The sequence below is a fragment of the Nocardia sp. Tas62D01 genome, from assembly GCF_055232035.1.
On sequence record NZ_JBUYUZ010000001.1, the window covers coordinates 8,067,147 to 8,083,047 of the forward strand.

15 protein-coding genes are annotated in these 15,901 nt (G+C 67.0%); all 15 read left to right on the top strand.

Annotation, left to right across the window (positions count from 1 at the left end; all coding sequences use genetic code 11):
* Positions 1–93: 93 nt before the first annotated feature.
* On the top strand, positions 94–1,080 hold the full coding sequence (locus ACV7NQ_RS38835; RefSeq protein WP_463364087.1) for an NADPH:quinone oxidoreductase family protein: 987 nt from the start codon (positions 94–96) through the stop codon (positions 1,078–1,080).
* Positions 1,081–1,809: 729 nt separating this feature from the next.
* Positions 1,810–2,262, top strand: coding sequence for a MaoC family dehydratase (locus ACV7NQ_RS38840; RefSeq protein ID WP_463364088.1), 453 nt, complete (start codon positions 1,810–1,812; stop codon positions 2,260–2,262).
* Positions 2,259–2,999: a 3-oxoacyl-ACP reductase FabG gene (gene fabG / locus ACV7NQ_RS38845; protein ID WP_463364089.1), complete on the top strand. Its 741-nt coding sequence runs from the start codon at positions 2,259–2,261 to the stop codon at positions 2,997–2,999. Before ACV7NQ_RS38840 ends, fabG begins: the two co-directional genes overlap by 4 nt.
* Positions 3,000–3,055: 56 nt before the next feature.
* Positions 3,056–3,811 carry an enoyl-CoA hydratase/isomerase family protein gene (locus tag ACV7NQ_RS38850; RefSeq protein ID WP_463365989.1) on the top strand — a complete coding sequence of 252 codons (756 nt, stop codon included), beginning with the start codon at positions 3,056–3,058 and terminating at the stop codon, positions 3,809–3,811.
* Positions 3,808–4,599 carry an enoyl-CoA hydratase/isomerase family protein gene (locus ACV7NQ_RS38855; protein WP_463364090.1) on the top strand — a complete coding sequence of 264 codons (792 nt, stop codon included), beginning with the start codon at positions 3,808–3,810 and terminating at the stop codon, positions 4,597–4,599. The genes ACV7NQ_RS38850 and ACV7NQ_RS38855 overlap by 4 nt, the downstream gene beginning before the upstream one ends.
* Before the next feature lie 2 nt (positions 4,600–4,601).
* Complete coding sequence (locus ACV7NQ_RS38860) at positions 4,602–5,384, top strand: enoyl-CoA hydratase/isomerase family protein (protein WP_463364091.1); 783 nt, start codon at positions 4,602–4,604, stop codon at positions 5,382–5,384.
* Positions 5,385–5,399: 15 nt separating this feature from the next.
* Positions 5,400–7,022 carry a class I adenylate-forming enzyme family protein gene (locus ACV7NQ_RS38865; RefSeq protein WP_463364092.1) on the top strand — a complete coding sequence of 541 codons (1,623 nt, stop codon included), beginning with the start codon at positions 5,400–5,402 and terminating at the stop codon, positions 7,020–7,022.
* A gap of 6 nt (positions 7,023–7,028) precedes the next feature.
* Positions 7,029–8,726 (top strand): class I adenylate-forming enzyme family protein, encoded by a 1,698-nt coding sequence (locus ACV7NQ_RS38870; RefSeq protein ID WP_463364093.1) that lies wholly within the window; start codon positions 7,029–7,031, stop codon positions 8,724–8,726.
* Complete coding sequence (locus ACV7NQ_RS38875) at positions 8,723–9,982, top strand: aromatic ring-hydroxylating oxygenase subunit alpha (protein ID WP_463364094.1); 1,260 nt, start codon at positions 8,723–8,725, stop codon at positions 9,980–9,982. Before ACV7NQ_RS38870 ends, ACV7NQ_RS38875 begins: the two co-directional genes overlap by 4 nt.
* Positions 9,982–10,491: an aromatic-ring-hydroxylating dioxygenase subunit beta gene (locus ACV7NQ_RS38880; protein ID WP_463364095.1), complete on the top strand. Its 510-nt coding sequence runs from the start codon at positions 9,982–9,984 to the stop codon at positions 10,489–10,491. Before ACV7NQ_RS38875 ends, ACV7NQ_RS38880 begins: the two co-directional genes overlap by 1 nt.
* Before the next feature lie 9 nt (positions 10,492–10,500).
* Positions 10,501–10,707 (top strand): hypothetical protein, encoded by a 207-nt coding sequence (locus ACV7NQ_RS38885; protein WP_463364096.1) that lies wholly within the window; start codon positions 10,501–10,503, stop codon positions 10,705–10,707.
* Position 10,708: 1 nt separating this feature from the next.
* Positions 10,709–11,965: an acetyl-CoA hydrolase/transferase family protein gene (locus ACV7NQ_RS38890; RefSeq protein ID WP_463364097.1), complete on the top strand. Its 1,257-nt coding sequence runs from the start codon at positions 10,709–10,711 to the stop codon at positions 11,963–11,965.
* An 84-nt stretch (positions 11,966–12,049) separates the two neighbouring features.
* The gene (locus ACV7NQ_RS38895; RefSeq protein ID WP_463364098.1) at positions 12,050–13,246 is read left to right on the top strand and encodes an acetyl-CoA C-acetyltransferase; all 1,197 of its coding nucleotides are present in this window, start codon (positions 12,050–12,052) and stop codon (positions 13,244–13,246) included.
* Complete coding sequence (locus ACV7NQ_RS38900) at positions 13,246–14,622, top strand: OB-fold domain-containing protein (RefSeq protein WP_463364099.1); 1,377 nt, start codon at positions 13,246–13,248, stop codon at positions 14,620–14,622. The genes ACV7NQ_RS38895 and ACV7NQ_RS38900 overlap by 1 nt, the downstream gene beginning before the upstream one ends.
* Entirely contained in the window at positions 14,619–15,812 is a 1,194-nt protein-coding gene (locus tag ACV7NQ_RS38905; RefSeq protein WP_463364100.1) for an acetyl-CoA acetyltransferase, read from the top strand. Before ACV7NQ_RS38900 ends, ACV7NQ_RS38905 begins: the two co-directional genes overlap by 4 nt.
* Positions 15,813–15,901 lie beyond the last annotated feature (89 nt).

The window sequence follows — 15,901 nt, forward strand, 5'->3', positions numbered from 1 at the left end:
ATTTCGGATCTTCCACCAGACCGCAACACCCTGAACAGCGCCGACGGTCGAACCTGCTACCCAGAACCGCCATCAACTGTGGAACCCCGGCTGATGCAAGCCGTGCAGGTGTCGGCGCTAACGGGTCCCTCGGCGCTGCACAGCACCCGGCTGCCTGTCCCGGTCGATGACAGCCGGGTCCTCATAGCGGTCCGCGCCGTCGGCATCAATTTTCCGGATCTGCTGATGACATACGGGAAGTACCAGACGCGGACGCCGCCGCCGTTCGTACCCGGCGTCGAAGTGTCCGGAGTGGTCGTCGCCGCACCGGCCGACAGTGCGGTATCCGCGGGCGACGAAGTTGTGGCGTTCTGCCCGCAGCTGGGCGGTTACGCGGAATTCGTCTCGGTGGATCCGGCGACGGTCGCACCCAAACCGGAGGAACTCGATTTCGGGGAGGCGTCCGCGATGCTGGCGAACTTCCAGACGGTCCACTTCGCGATGACCCGGAGAGCCCATGTCCGTGCCGGGCAGACCGTCCTCGTCCTTGGCGCAGCCGGAGGGGTCGGGACCGCCGCGATCCAGATTGCCAAGGCGCTCGGCGCCAACGTGATTGCCGTCGTTCATCGCTCGGGAGCCACTCAACGACTCGCGGCGCTCGGTGCCGACCATGTGGTCCGACTGGCCCCCGGTTGGGCAGAACAGGTCCGCGACATCACCCGCGGCGGGGGCGTGGACTATGTCCTGGACCCGATCGGTGGAACGGCATTCGACGACGCGATCCGGACTCTCGCGAGCGAGGGGCAACTTCTTGTCGTCGGATTCGCCTCCAGTCCCGAGATTCCCTCGGTCAAGGTCAACCGGCTGTTGCTGCGCAACGCGTCGGTCACCGGGGTGGCATGGGGCGAGTACCTCCGCTCCCGTCCTTCGGCATTCACAGAATCGATGGCTGATCTGACCGCACTGGTCACACGCGGTCTACGACCACACATCAGTGCACGATATCCACTGGATGATGCTGCCACGGCACTCATCGCTCTCGAACAGGGAGCAATTGTCGGCAAAGCAGTTATGGAACTCGCCGCCGAACCCTCAGATTAACCCGCCCTCGAGAGGTTGACATGAAATCGGGTTCCCGAATCACTGTTCACCAAGTCGACTGCGACCCTCGCGTCTCGTCTGCTTCTCGGGCTCACCGAGATCGGGGAGGGCGAGTCCCAGTTCTATACCGATGCGCGTCCGAGCGTCCAATTACGCAGTCCGCGTGCCTATTACGCGCAATCGAGCCACGATCGTTCCGTTCGTTCGTCGTGCTGGAGGACCTGGCCGCGCAGGTGTATGCGCGGACGCTTCGACCCGAACGGCCGAGGTGGAGCCGGTCTGTTCCTCGGGTGGGTCGGCTGGTCAGGATCTCTCTGTGGTCGGCCCGTTGCGGATGATGACTGGGCTGTCCGCGCCACGATGTCGAGTCGTCCGGCGTCGGGAGTTCACCACTCGACGGCCAATTCAAGGCGCCGAGCATCAGCATGCGGGCGGTGCCCGGGTCGAAGTCGGGACGCAGCTCGTCCGTCGTCACCGTGGAACGCGTGGGTGTCCTGAACGCCGTCGTCCACCAGTCGAACCAGCATCGGCCGATGGTGACGGCGACCTGCACGATGCTCCGAACAGGGATGTCCCAGGAAACCGCCGAGCGCTGGTATTGCGCGCTGGCTCGGTGACCCGGGCCGAGGGCCATGTGACCTGCCCCAGGGAACGAACCCGGCACTCCGGCATTGACCAATCGTCGATTCGAATCTATATTAAATTCAAAGTCTAGTGAGGAGTGTTGACGTGCGAGTTTTCGCAACCGTCGAGGAGTTCGCCGCCGCTGCGGGGACGTCCTTGGGAACCACCGAGTGGATGGAGGTCGATCAGAAGCGGATCGACACCTTCGCCGACGCGACCGGCGATCACCAGTGGATTCACGTCGATCCCGAACGGGCGGCCGGTGGGCCGTTCGGCGGCACCATCGCGCACGGCCTGTTGACCCTGTCGTTGCTGCCGGTGCTCAACCACCAGCTCTACACCATCGAAAAGCTGTCCATGGCCGTGAACTACGGCTTCGACAAGGTGCGGTTCATCTCGCCGGTGCCAGTGGACTCGCGGCTGCGGGCCACCACCACCATCGATTCCGTCACCGAGGTGCCCGGCGGCATCCAGGCGAAAATGATCACCACCGTCGAGGTGGAGGGTTTGGCCAAGCCGGCCTGTGTCGCCGAGTCCATCGCACGGTTCGTCGCGTGATGGCCGGGCTGCTCGACGGGAAGACGGCGGTCGTCACCGGCGCCGCTGGAGGGATCGGACTGGCCATCGCCCAGCTGTTCCACGAGCACGGCGCCGCGGTGGTGCTGGCGGATGTGAACGAGGAGGGGGCGCGCGCGGCGGCCGAATCGGTCGGCGGGCGGTCCATCGGCCTGGGCTGCGACGTGACCGACGAGGATTCGGTGCAGCGGCTGGTCGACGAGACGGCGCGCTGGGCCGGCGGGCTCGATGTGTTCGTCAACAATGCCGGGGTCACCCGGGATGCGTCGCTGCGCAAGATGACCGTCGCCGACTTCGACACCGTGATGGCGGTGCACCTGCGCGGCACCTGGCTTGGCGTGCGGGCCGCGTCCGCGATCATGCGCGACGCGGGCAGCGGGTCGATCATCAATATGTCCTCGTTATCGGGCAAGTCGGGGAACCCGGGGCAGACCAACTACAGTGCCGCCAAGGCCGGGATCGTCGGCATGACCAAGGCGAGCGCGAAGGAGCTGGCGCACAAGAACGTTCGCGTCAACGCCATCCAGCCCGGTCTCATCCGCACGGCCATGACCGAGGCCATGCCGCCGGAGGTGTTCGCCGAACGCGAGGCCGCCATCCCCATGAAGCGGGCCGGTGATCCGCGCGAAGTAGCCAGCGCTGCACTCTTTCTCGCCTCCGACCTGTCCAGCTACATGACCGGAGCGGTGCTCGAGGTCGGCGGAGGACGGTTGATGTGAGTGGATCGGATGCGCCCTCGGGCGTGCAGCCCACGAGTGATGCGAACGCATCCGAGGTGGTGCTGGCCGAGGTCGCAGGCGGCGTCGGCACCATTACGCTGAATCGGCCCGAGCGGATGAACGCCATCACGGTGGAGCTGGGCGCGCGGCTGCATGCGGCACTTACCACGCTGTCCGCGCAGGCACAGGTGATCGTCATCCGGGGAAGCGGTGGAAACTTCTGCGCCGGTGGCGATTTCCGCGAACTGGAGGGGCTGCGGGAACAGGGCGGCGACGCCATGGCGCCGCTGTTCGCAAACTTCCGGGCCGCCTGCGATGCGATCGCCGCGCTGCCCGTGCCGGTGGTCTGCGCGGTCGAGGGCTACGCCATGGCCGGCGGATTCGAACTCACCCAGGCCGCCGATATCGTGCTCGTGCACGAGAACGCGGTGCTTGCCGACACCCACTCGCGGTACGGGCAGGTCCCCGGCGGCGGCAGCACCCAGCGGCTTCCGCGCCTGGTCGGACGACAGCGCGCGCTAGCGCACATCCTGACCGGCGACCGGCTCACCGCCGACGAAGCGGTGGCGTGGGGACTGGCCTACCGGAAGTTCCCGGCCGCCGAATTCGACTCCGGTGTGCGTACTTTCGCGCAGAAGCTGGCCGCCAAGAACCCCGCTGCACTGGCAACCAGCAAACGACTCGTCAACGTGGGTCTTGGGCTGTCGCTCGCCGAGGGACTGAACCTCGAGTTCGACTCCGTCCTCGACCATCTGAGCGGTCCGTCGGCGGGGGATGGAATCGCCTCGTTCACCACAGGGAGCAACCGATGACCGACCTGGTTCGCCTCGACGTCGACGCCGACGGTATCGCCCGGCTGCTGCTGAACAGCCCCGACACCTCGAACGGCATGGACGTGCCGTTCCTCCAGGCGCTGCACGCCGCGATCCTGCGTATCCATGGCGACCCGCGAGTGCGGTCGGTGCTGCTGTCCGGCGCGGGTAAAAACTTTTGCGCCGGCGGCAATGTGAAGGTGTTCGCATCTAAGGGCGAACAGCTGCCCGACTATCTGCGCGAGGCCACCGCCTGGTTGCAGATAGCCGTGGCCGCCCTTACCCAGCTGAACGTCCCGGTCATCGCATCCGTTCACGGATTCGCCGCCGGCGGTGGTGGTTTCGGCCTGGTCTGCGCCGCCGACTTCGTGATCGCCGCCGACACCGCGAAGTTCATGTCCGGCGCGGTACGGGTGGGCATGGCGCCCGACGCGGGCGTTTCGGTGACTCTGACCCAGCTGGTAGGTCTGCGCAAGGCCATGCACATCCTGCTCACCAACGCGGTGCTCGACGCCGCAGAGGCCCTCGACATCGGATTGCTGACCAAGGTCGTGCCCGCCGCCGATCTGGAAGCCGAATCGTTGGCGTACGCGCGCCAGTTCACTACCACCGCCCCGAAGGCGATCGGCGCCACGAAGCGGCTGCTGTGGGGTGGACTGGGTGCGACCCTGGCCGACCGGCTGCCCGAGGAGGCCCGCACCGTGTCCGAACTGTCGGGCACCGCGGACTCCCGCGAGGGCCTGGCCGCTGTCATCGAACGCCGCGAACCGATGTTCCGGGGTGAATGACAGTGTCCGGCAATGAAGTCCCCGTCCTGACCGAGGACCGAGGACCGATCCGGATCATCACGCTGAACCGGCCGCAGCGGCGCAATGCGATTGACCTGCCGCTGCGATACGCACTGGCCGAGCGGCTCGAGGAAGCCATGGCCGATCCGGGCGTGCGGGTGATCGTGCTGACCGGTGCGGGCGCGGGATTCTGCGCCGGCGGCGATATTTCGACTATGCGGCGCATGGATGAGGTGGAGGCCCGGCCGCGCGCCGAGGCCGCGCAGCGGGTGGTGCGAGCCATCTGGCAGGGCGACAAGGCGGTCATCGCAGCGGTGGAAGGCGCGGCGTTCGGGGCGGGCGTATCCCTTGCACTGGCGTGCGATCGGGTCGTCGCCGCGGCGGATGCCGTGTTCAGCACCGCGTTCACCGGCGTCGGTCTGGCTGGGGACATGGGCATTTTCGCCTCACTGCCGGCTCGCGTAGGTCCGGCCAAAGCCCGCCAGCTCATGCTCCTTCCCACCCGGCTCACGGGCACGGAGGCCGCCGGACTCGGTCTCGCCGACGCGGTCGTGGCTCCGGGCGCCGCCCTGGCGTCGGCGCTCGCCGATGCCGAACGCATCGCTACCGCCCCGCCGCTGGCGGTCGCCGCCCTGAAATCGATGCTCGCGCAGTGGCCTCGTGACCCGATGGCGGTGCTGGACAACGAAGTCGACGCCCAGGTGCGGCTGTTCGACAGCGAAGATTTCGCCGAGGGTGTCTCGGCGTTCCACGCAAAGAGAACTCCCGCGTTTCGCGGGAAATAACGGAAGCACATGCTTATGACAGTCGTGGCAGAACGCAACCTCAGCGAGTCCTACTGGGCGGCTGATGACAGCGTGCCGCTCTCGGATCACACCGTTGGCTCGCTGCTGGCCGACCGAGCTCGGAATCACCCCGGCATGGTGGCTCTGGTCGGCACTCCGCACGGCGCCTCCGAGCTGCGCCGGTTCACCTACGGTGAACTCTACGATGCGGCGCTGCGGGTGGCGGCGGCGCTGACCGAGCTCACCGAACCGGGCGAGTTCGTGGCGCTGTGGGCGCCCAATGTGGTGGAGTGGCCGATCATCGAGTTCGGTGCCGCGCTCGCGGGTCGAGTGCTCGTCGCGGTCAATCCGTCCTTCCGGGAAGGTGAACTGGTCTACACGCTGGAGCATTCCGGCGCGACGGTGCTCATTCACGCTGACGAGCACCGGGGTTACGACATGGCTGGCGTCGCCGCTGCGGCGGTCGAGCGGGTTGCCGGCGTGCGGCGGATCAGCCTGACCGAGACCACCCGTTGGCAGGGGCGCACACCGGAATTCGGTACGCGGGCAATCGATCCTGACGATCCGGCCATGCTGCAGTACACCTCGGGTACCACCGGCAACCCCAAAGGCGTACTGCTGCGACATCGCTCGCTGGTCAACGTCGCGAGGATGACGATGGCGGCCGCTGAGATCGCCGACGGGTCGGTGTTCGTCAACCCGCTGCCCATGTTCCACACCGCCGCCTGTGTGATCGGCACGCTCGGGCCGGTTTGGAAGGCGGGCACAGTGCTGCTGGTGGAGCCGTTCGTCCCCGCCGATGTCCTCGAATGGGCCGCCGCCGAGCACGCCGATGTGCTGTTCTTCGTGCCCACCATCCTCGGCGCTCTGCTCGAGACAACCCGCGGAAACCAGTCCGCCGCACCACAATTCACCAGCATCGTCGGCGGCGCGGCCAATGTGCCGCGAGTGATGATCGAGGGTGCGGCCCGGGTGTTCGGAGCCGCGGTGCACAACCTGTTCGGCCAGACCGAACTCGCGCCGGTGCTGACCCTGACCCGTAAAACCGACTCGATCGAAGACCAGCTCACCACCGTCGGCCTCCCGGTCCCGCAGGTCGAGGTGAAGATCGCCGAAGCGGACGGCACCGGGGTGGCGCCGCTGGGCGTCATCGGTGAGGTCTGCGCGCGCGGCTACCAGCAGATGATCGAGTATTACCGCGACCCGGCCGCTACCGCGGCCACCACAGACTCCGAAGGCTGGTTGCATACCGGCGATCTCGGCGCGATGGACGCGCGCGGTTTCATCACCGTGACCGGGCGGCTGAAGGATCTGATCATCAGCGGTGGCGAGAACATCGCGCCCGCCGAGGTGGAATCGCGTCTGGTCGAACACGACGCGATCGCGCAGGCCGCCGTCGTCGGCGTGCCGCACGAGAAGTGGGGCGAGACCGTCGCTGCCGTGCTCGTGCTGCGGGACCCGCGGCCGGACGATCTGCTGGCCTCGGTGAAAAAGCAGCTGAGCGCGACGCTCGCGCCGTTCAAGACGCCCCGGCGCTGGTTCGTCGCCGAAGCGCTCCCGGCCACGGCGTCGGGAAAGATCCAGAAATTCAAGCTGCGCGAGGCCATCCTCGACGGCGCTGTCGACGAGATCGAGTGAATAGCCATGAGTGACAGTGATTTCGACACCCGACGACAGTTGCTGGCCGAGCGGTTCCCGAGCTGGCAACCGCGGTCGCTGGGGGACTGGCTGATCCGGTGCGCCGACGAGTTCGGCGAGCGCCCGCTGGTCATCACCGATGAGCGCACGCTCACCTACCGGGAGGCGGCGGACTGGGCGATCCGCCTCGCGGACGGACTCGTCGCCCAGGGCGTGCAGCCGGGCGAGCATGTGGGGGTGTTGATGGCGAACTATCCGGAATTCGTGCCGGTGAAGTTCGCCATCGCTTTGGCGGGCGCGGTCGCGGTGCCGCTGAATTACCTGTACCGCACCGAGGAACTGGCGTATGTGCTGGCGCAGTCGCAGGTTCGGACGCTGATCACCATGACCGGGTTCGCCGGACTCGACTACCTCGGAATGCTGGACGCCATCGCGCCCGGTTGGGAATCCGGTCCCGCCGAGCAGTTGCCGCTGCTGCGGGAGGTGATCCAGCTACCCACCGACAATCCGGCGCGGCCGGGCGTGCGCACGCTGGACGACCTGGATGCGCTCGACACCGCGAAAGCCGGTGCAGCCGGGGTTATTCGGGTCGATCCATCGTCCGTCGGCGATATTCTCTACACCTCCGGCACCACCGGTTCGCCAAAGGGCGTGCTCCTCACCCACGACGCGGTCCTGCGCACCGGATACGCCTCCGCGCTGACCCGCGCCTTCGGCGACGGCCGCCGAATCCTGTTCTCGCTGCCCTGTTATCACATGTTCGGCTATGTCGAGGGCTTGATCGCGGCGATGATGGTGGGCGGCGCAGTGATCATGCTTCCCGCGTTCGATCCCACGAAGTACCTCGCCGGGATCGAACGACACCGGGCCAACGACATCCTGTGCGTTCCCACCATGACGGTGGCGCTGCTGGAGCATCCGGATCGGCACCGCTACGACCTGTCATCGCTGTCGGCGGTGCTGTCAGGGGCCGCCCCCGCACCGGTCTGGCTGTGGGAGCGGGTCCGCGAGGAACTGGGCGCGGCCGAAATCGTCACCGGATACGGCATGACCGAATGTGGTGGCGCGATGACCCTTACCCGGCCCGGCGATTCCTTCGAACTCACCGCCACCACCGTCGGCCGACCGAAAACGGCCGGGGTGGGCGGACTCGACGACGGGGCGTTGGTGGCCTACCGCACTGTCGACCCACTCACCGGGGAGCCTTTGCCCGAAGGTGAAGAGGGTGAACTGGTGTCGCGCGGCCCGACGAGCATGCTCGGGTTCTGGGACAAACCGGAAGAGACCGCCAAAGGACTGCGTGACGGGTGGGTGTACTCCGGCGACCTCGGTCGCGTCCGCCCCGACGGCTACCTGGAGATCACCGGCCGCAGCAAGGAGCTCTACAAGAGCGGCGGAGAACTGGTGATGCCCAAGGAGATCGAGGAACTGCTCACCGCCCACCCGGACATCAGCCAGGCATACGCGGTCGCCATCCCCGACGAACGCTGGGGCGAGGCCGGGTGCGCGTGTGTCGTGCCGGCACCGGGCAGCACGATCGACGCCGTTGGGGTGATCGCGCTGTGCAAACAGCACCTCGCCCGATTCAAGGTTCCCAAACACGTTGTGTTCCTGGATGCTTCCGAACTTCCGACCACACCGACCGGCAAGGTCCAGAAGTTCAAGCTCATGGCGCAACTGAAGCAGAGATTGGAGCAGGCATGACGGCCGCGACTACGGCCCCGCGGGTCGACTATTCGGCACTCATCCAACCAGAGCGAGTGCACGGCTCGCTGTACACCGACCAGGCGGTCTTCGCCGACGAGCTGGAACGCATCTGGTACGGCGGCTGGGTCTTTGTCGGCCACGCTACGGAGGTGCCACAGCCGAACGACTACGTGCGCAAGAACATCGGTCCGCAGGACATCATCATGACCCGCGACAGCGCCGGCGAAGTGCACCTGCTGGTGAACCGCTGCGCACACCGCGGCAACCTGGTGTGTGATGCGCCGAGCGGGAATTCGAGTTCGTTCCGCTGCCCCTACCACGGCTGGACCTACCGCAATACCGGCGAACTGCTCGGCTACCCCTACAACAAGGGCTACGGCGGCAAGGGCAAACTGGACCTGAAACTCGGTGTGGTGCCGCGCGTCGAGTCCTACCACGGGTTCGTGTTCGGCAGCTTCAACCCCGACGTGCCGTCGCTGAAAGAACATCTGGGCGCGGCGGCCGGCGAACTCGACCGGCTGGCCCGGCTGTCCCCGAAGGGGACCGTGGCACTGGATGCGGGCTGGCTCAGGCACCGCACGCACGCCAACTGGAAACTCTTGGCGGAGAACGAAACCGACGGCTACCACCCGCAGTTCGTGCACGGGTCGATCTTCTCCGTCACCGGGTCCACCATCGGCCCGCTGTACAGCGACGGCTCCACGGCCGTGACCCGTGCGCTCGGCAACGGTCACAGCGAGAACGATCTGCGCCCGGAGTTCCGCAAGTTCGCCGAGCCGATGCGCTGGTTCGGCACCACTGCCGACCGGGTGCCGGAATACGTGGCGGCCATGCGCGCCAAGCACGGCGAGGCGGCGGAGGAGATCCTCATCGAGGGCGCGCCGCACGTGATGATCTTCCCGAACCTCTTTGTGGCCGAGATCCAGGTGTTCAATATCCAGCCGATATCGGAATCCGAGTGCATCCAGTTCTCCACCGCCGTCCAGCTCGACGGCGCGCCCGAACTAAACAAGCGGATGCTCTCGCAGTCCATTGGATCGGTCGGTCCGGCGGGCATGCTGCTGGCCGACGACACGGAGATGTACGAACGAAACCAGCGCGGCGTCGCACAGCTGCTGCCTGAATGGCTGGACATCCGGCGCGGTGTCAGCCGGGAATCCATCGACGCCGACGGATTCCAGATCGGCGGCGCCACCGACGAGACGGCGATGCGCGCATTCTGGCAGCACTACAAGAGCCTGATGGAGAAATGATGACCACCACGGGATCACACACTGTCGTCGACTCGCCGGTGACCGATTTGCGCGAGATCGAACAGTTCCTCTACCGCGAGGCCCGCTTTGCCGACGAACACGACTACGACTCGTGGGAAGCGCTGTGGACCGACGACGCGCTGTACTGGGTGCCCGTCGGCGACTCCGTGGACGACCCGGAGCGGAGGGTGTCGGTAATCTACGACAACCGCCGCCGCATCTCCACCCGGCTCGCCCAGCTGCGCACCGGCAAGCGGTACGCGCAGTCGCCACCGTCGAACCTTCGCCGCACCATATCGAACGTCGAACTCCTCGGCGACGAGAGCGGCGACGCCTTGGTTGGCGCGAATTTCGTACTGCTGGAATCGAAGCCGCGTGGCCTCGTCACCTGGGCAGGCCGCTACACCTATCGGCTGCGCCGGGTGGACGGCGAAGTCAAGCTGGCCACCAAGACAGTGCTGCTCGTCAACAATGCCGAGGCCATCCCGACGCTCGGCTTCCTGATCTGAGGAGCGACCATGCGTGAGGTAGTCGGCAGCGAATTCGCCCATGTGGCAGTCGGAATCGATCACGACGGCAACGGGCCGCGGCTGCGGTTGGAAGATCTGAAGTCAGGAAAAGTGCGGTTCCTGGACGCGCTGGAACTAGAGGCCATCGTGTGGCTGCCGGAAGGGCATCTGCAACGGCTGCTCGACCCGTCCGCCGATCGCTGGCGCGAGGACTGACATGCCGAATGCGATGCCGCCCGCTGCCGTGGCCGCAGTAGATCTCGACTTCCGCGCATTCATCAACCCCGGCGACTTCGTGGTCTGGGGGCAATCCTGCGCGGAACCGGTGACCCTGACCGAGCGGCTGCTCGAACAGCGGGCGGATCTCGGCGGCATCACCTGCTTCCTCGGCATCCCCGCAGCCGACACGGTCAAACCGGAACACGCCGATCACATCCGGTTCGTCAGCTACTGCGGATCCGGCAGTAATCGCGCGCTGGCTGTGGCCGGGGCACTCGAGGTGTACCCGGGCCACTACTCGACGCTGCCGAACTTCGTCGCCCGCGCCGACGTAGTGCTGGTGCAGGTTGCCCCGCCCGATGCACACGGCCGCTACAGCCTCGGCCTGGCCGATGACTACCTCACCGCCGCCATCGACGCCGCCCGTACGGTGGTCGCGGAGGTGAACGACCGGACGCCGGCCACACCCGGGGCGCGCTATCTGACCGACCGCGACATCACTGTCGTGGTGCACACCTCACGTCCGGTGGCGGCGAGTCCCGCAGCCGCGCCGACACCGGAGATGACGACCATCGGCGCTCATATCGCGAGCCTCGTACCCGACGGTGCCACACTGCAATTCGGGATCGGCTCGGTGCCGGAGGTGGTGCTCGGCGCGCTCGGCGAACACAACGACCTCGGCATCCACTCCGGCATCCTCACCGACGCCGCGGTCGAACTCATCGAGAAAGGTGTGGTGACCAACGCCTGCAAGACCACTGACCTCGGCGTCTCGGTGGCGGCGGTTCTCATCGGCACCCGCAGGCTGTTCGAGCACGTGCACCACAACCCGGCAGTGTCTCTGCGGCCGATCGGCTACACCCACGATCCGGAACGTCTGGCCGCCCAATATCGATTCGTCGCCATCAACTCCGCTATCGAAGTCGACCTGACCGGCCAGGTCAATGCCGAAGTGGCGGGTGGACGCTATGTCGGTGCCGTGGGCGGCGGCGGGGAATTCCTGCGCGCCGCGGCGCGATCGGCCGGTGGCGTGCCGATCATCGCCTTGCCTGCCACCGCGGGTACGCGCAGCCGCATCGTCGACCGGCTGTCCGGGCCAGTGAGCATCGCACGCAGCGATGCGGGCGTCGTGGTCACCGAATACGGAATCGCCGACCTGCGCGGTCTGACATTGTGCGAGCGGCGTGAGCGGATGCTGGCTATCGCGCACCCGGATCATCGAGCCGCCCTGCAAGCTGCCGGAGCCAGGTTTTGACATGGCGTCGACCCGGTCGATCATCGCACCCATGATCCCGAAACGTACAGCGGACCAAGAGAAGTCAGCATTGAGGTGGAATCCATGAAGAGAGCGGCGATCGTCAACCCGCTGCGCACCCCCGTCGGAACCTTCGGCGGCACACTGCGTCCTATCCCCGCCGAGCGTCTGGCGGCTCAGATCATCAAGACCGTCGTCGACCGGTCGGGCATCGACCCCGCGCGCATCGACGATGTCTCGTTCGCGCAGTCCTACACCAACTCCGAAGCGCCGTGTATCGGCCGCTGGGCCGCGCTCGCGGCGGGCCTGCCCATCGAGGTGCCCGGCTTCCAGATCGACCGCCGCTGCGGCGGCGGCCTGCAAGCCGTCGTCACCGCCGCCATGATGGTCCAGACCGGCGCCGCCGACGTGGTGCTCGCGGGCGGTGTCGAGAGCATGAGCAATATCGAGTACTACACCCAGGACATGCGATGGGGAGCGCGCTCCGGCAATGTCTCCTTGTACGATCGCCTCGATCGCGGCCGGGAACTGTCCCAGCCGGTGGAGCGGTTCGGTCGGATCAGCGGCATGGTCGAAACCGCTGAGAATCTGGCCCGGAGTTATTCGATTACCCGCGAGGCCGCCGACGAGTTCGCTGCCCGCAGCCACCAGAAGGCCACCGCCGCATGGGAATCGGGGAAGTTCGCCGACGAGGTGGTGCCCATTCAGGTGCCGCAGCGAAAGGGTGACCTGATCGAGTTCGGCAGGGACGAAGGCGTTCGGGCGGACTCCACCGCTGACACCCTCGGCCGATTGCGCACCATCATGCCGGACGGCACGGTGACCGCGGGCAATTCCTGCCAGCAGAACGACGCCGCCGCGGCCTGCCTGGTCGTGGCCGAGGACAAACTCGACGAACTCGGGCTCGAACCCCTGGGCTTCTTGGTCGGCTGGGCCGCCGCCGGGTGCGAACCCGCGGAAATGGGCATAGGCCCAGTTCCCGCAGTGGCGCGGCTGTTCCAGCGCACCGGACGCACCTTCGACGACATCGACCTGGTCGAACTCAACGAGGCATTCGCCGTCCAGGTGCTGGCCGTGCTGAAGGGCTGGGGCTTCGACGATCACGACCGGCTCAATGTCAACGGCTCAGGCATCTCCCTCGGCCACCCGATCGGCGCCACCGGAGTCCGGATGCTCACCACGATGCTGCACGAGTTACACAGGCGCGGTGGACGATACGCACTCGAGTCGATGTGCATCGGCGGCGGGCAGGGCATGGCGGCACTCTTCGAGGCGCCGTGATGGCACGCTACGGAATCGCGGCCTACGGCACGTACCTTCCGATGCACCGCGTGTCTCTGGCTGATATCGGCGCGACGCTGAACACCAATGCGGGCAAAGGCTTTCGCGTCTCGGCCGCCTTCGACGAGGACAGCACAACAATGGGGGTCGCGGCCGCCGCCATCGCCCTCGCCCACCGTTCGCCGCAGGATCACCCGACGCTGGCGCTCTATTTCGCGACGACGACTCCGGCGTACGCCGACAAGGCCAATGCGACGGCCATCCATGCCGCACTGGGTCTTCCGGCAACGGCGTTCGCGGCGGATCTGGGCGGCTCGGCCCGTAGCGGCGTCGCCGCACTGCTCACCGCAGCGGAGACCGGCGGGCTCGCGGTGCTCGCGGATATGCGGATCGGTCGGCCCGGGTCCGCCGATGAGCGCAGCGGGGGCGATGGGGCCGCCGCCTTCCTGTTCGGCCCTGATCCGATTGCCGAAGTCGTCGCCCGCGCCTCGGTCACCGCCGAATTCGTCGATCGCTGGCGTGATCCGCACTCGGTGACGGGGGAGCAGTGGGAGGAGCGGTTCGGGATCGCCCGGTATCAGCCGCTGCTCGACGGTGCCGCGGCAGCAGCGCTGGCCGAGGCGGGGCTGAGCGAGGCCGACCACGTCGTGCTCGTCTCACCGAATCTCACGTTCGCCAAGCGGGCCGCGACAGCGGTGGCCGGCAAGCTGTCCACGTGGAACTCGCCCATCGGCCACGCCGGTACGGCCGATGTCGGGCTCGCTCTGGCCACCGTGCTCGATCAGGCGGAGCCGGGGGAGACGGTGCTGGTGCTATCCGCCGCCGACGGCTGCGACGCCATAGTGCTGCGCGCCACCGATCGGATAACCGAAGCCCGGCAGGCGGTTCCGGTCGCCACCCAGCTCGCACAGGGCACCCCGGTCCCGTACGCCACCTACCTGAACTGGCGCGGACTGCTGGACCGCGAGCCGCCGCGCCGGCCGGAACCCGACCGGGTTGCCGCCCCGCCATCGGCCCGGGCGATCCACTGGAAGTTCTCCTTCACCGGCAGCCGCTGCACATCCTGTGGCCTGGTGCATCTGCCCCCAGCCCGCGTCTGCAAGCGTTGCGGCGCGATCGACACCATGACCGAGGTCTCGATGGCCCACCGCGAAGGCAAGGTCACCAGCTTCACCGTGGATCGGCAGTCCTTCTCCCCGGCTCCGCCGGTGGTGGGGGCGGTGGTCGACTTCGACGACGGCGGACGCTACACCCTCGAGGTCGCCGACGGCGCGGCCGACCGCCTGGCCGTCGGCTCCCGCGTCCGTACCACCTTCCGCCGCCTGCACAGCGCTTCGGGCGTGCACAACTACTTCTGGAAGGCGCAACTGCTATGAGCAGCAACGGAATTCGTGACAAGGTGGCCATTGTCGGCATGGGCTGCACCCGCTTCGGCGAACGCTGGGAAAGCTCGGCCGACGACCTGCTGCTCGAGGCCATGGCCGAATGCTTCGACAGCAACCCGAAACTCAACCGCTCCGATATCGACGCCTACTGGCTCGGCACCCTCGGCACCGGCCAGAGCGGCCTGACCGTCAGCAAGCCGCTGGGCCTGGAGTACACACCGGTGACCCGCGTCGAAAACTATTGCGCCAGCGGCTCAGAAGCCTTCCGCAACGCCTGCTACGCCGTCGCCTCCGGCGCCTACGACATCGTCGTCGCCATCGGCGTGGAGAAGCTCAAGGACTCCGGCTTCTCCGGCCTCCTGCGCGGCGACCCGCCCAGCGACGGTACCGCCTCGGAACTGTCCTTCAGTGCCCCCGCCGCCTTCTCCCTCCTGGATCCTGCCTACTGCGCCAAGTATGGCGTGGACCCGGCCGCCATGCGCGACGCCATGACCCACGTTGCCTGGAAGAACCACCGCAACGGCGCCCGGAACTCCAAGGCGCAATTCCGATCCGAGGTGCCGAAGGAAAAGATCGTCAATGCTCCACTGGTCGCTGGACGCCTGGGCATCTTCGACTGCTCCGGCGTCTCCGACGGCGCGGCCTGCGCGGTCATCGTCCGCGCCGAGGACGCCCTGAACTACACCGATACACCGCTGTACGTGAAGGGACTGTCGCTGACCGCCGGTCCGGGGCGAGGGGCCGTCGATCCGGACTACGACTTCACGACCTTCCCGGAGGTGGTCGCCAGCGCCAAGGACGCCTACGCCCAGGCTGGTATCACCGATCCCCGCGCCGAGATCTCTTTCGCCGAGGTCCACGACTGCTTCACCGCGACCGAACTGGTCCTCATGGAGGACCTCGGCTTCACCGATCGCGGCCAAGCCTGGAAGGACAGCGTCACAGGCGATTTCGACCTCGAAGGTCGCCTCCCGGTCAACCCCGACGGCGGCCTCAAATCCTTCGGTCACCCGGTCGGTGCGAGCGGCCTGCGCATGCTTTACGAATGCTGGCTCCAATTCCGCGGCGAGGCCGGCCAGCGCCAACTCCCCAGCCCGCGCAAAGCCCTGACCCACAACCTCGGCGGCCGTCCGGGCGCCTGCGTCTCCTTCGTCTCCGTCGTCGGCCCTGAACTCGGCTGAACCGGCGTCCGGCAGGGTCGGTGTCGTGGCTTTGTTCATGCCTCGGACTTGACTCTGCGCCTTTTCTGAATTTATATTAAATTCAAAAC

Bases quoted from the DNA above. Each gene is read 5' to 3' on its own strand.
- ACV7NQ_RS38835 (WP_463364087.1), top strand. From the start codon at position 94: ATGCAAGCCGTGCAGGTGTCGGCGCTAACGGGTCCCTCGGCGCTGCAC.
- ACV7NQ_RS38855 (WP_463364090.1), top strand. From the start codon at position 3,808: ATGACCGACCTGGTTCGCCTCGACGTCGACGCCGACGGTATCGCCCGG.
- ACV7NQ_RS38865 (WP_463364092.1), top strand. From the start codon at position 5,400: ATGACAGTCGTGGCAGAACGCAACCTCAGCGAGTCCTACTGGGCGGCT.
- ACV7NQ_RS38870 (WP_463364093.1), top strand. From the start codon at position 7,029: ATGAGTGACAGTGATTTCGACACCCGACGACAGTTGCTGGCCGAGCGG.
- ACV7NQ_RS38875 (WP_463364094.1), top strand. From the start codon at position 8,723: ATGACGGCCGCGACTACGGCCCCGCGGGTCGACTATTCGGCACTCATC.
- ACV7NQ_RS38880 (WP_463364095.1), top strand. From the start codon at position 9,982: ATGACCACCACGGGATCACACACTGTCGTCGACTCGCCGGTGACCGAT.
- ACV7NQ_RS38885 (WP_463364096.1), top strand. From the start codon at position 10,501: ATGCGTGAGGTAGTCGGCAGCGAATTCGCCCATGTGGCAGTCGGAATC.
- ACV7NQ_RS38890 (WP_463364097.1), top strand. From the start codon at position 10,709: ATGCCGAATGCGATGCCGCCCGCTGCCGTGGCCGCAGTAGATCTCGAC.
- ACV7NQ_RS38895 (WP_463364098.1), top strand. From the start codon at position 12,050: ATGAAGAGAGCGGCGATCGTCAACCCGCTGCGCACCCCCGTCGGAACC.
- ACV7NQ_RS38900 (WP_463364099.1), top strand. From the start codon at position 13,246: ATGGCACGCTACGGAATCGCGGCCTACGGCACGTACCTTCCGATGCAC.
- ACV7NQ_RS38905 (WP_463364100.1), top strand. From the start codon at position 14,619: ATGAGCAGCAACGGAATTCGTGACAAGGTGGCCATTGTCGGCATGGGC.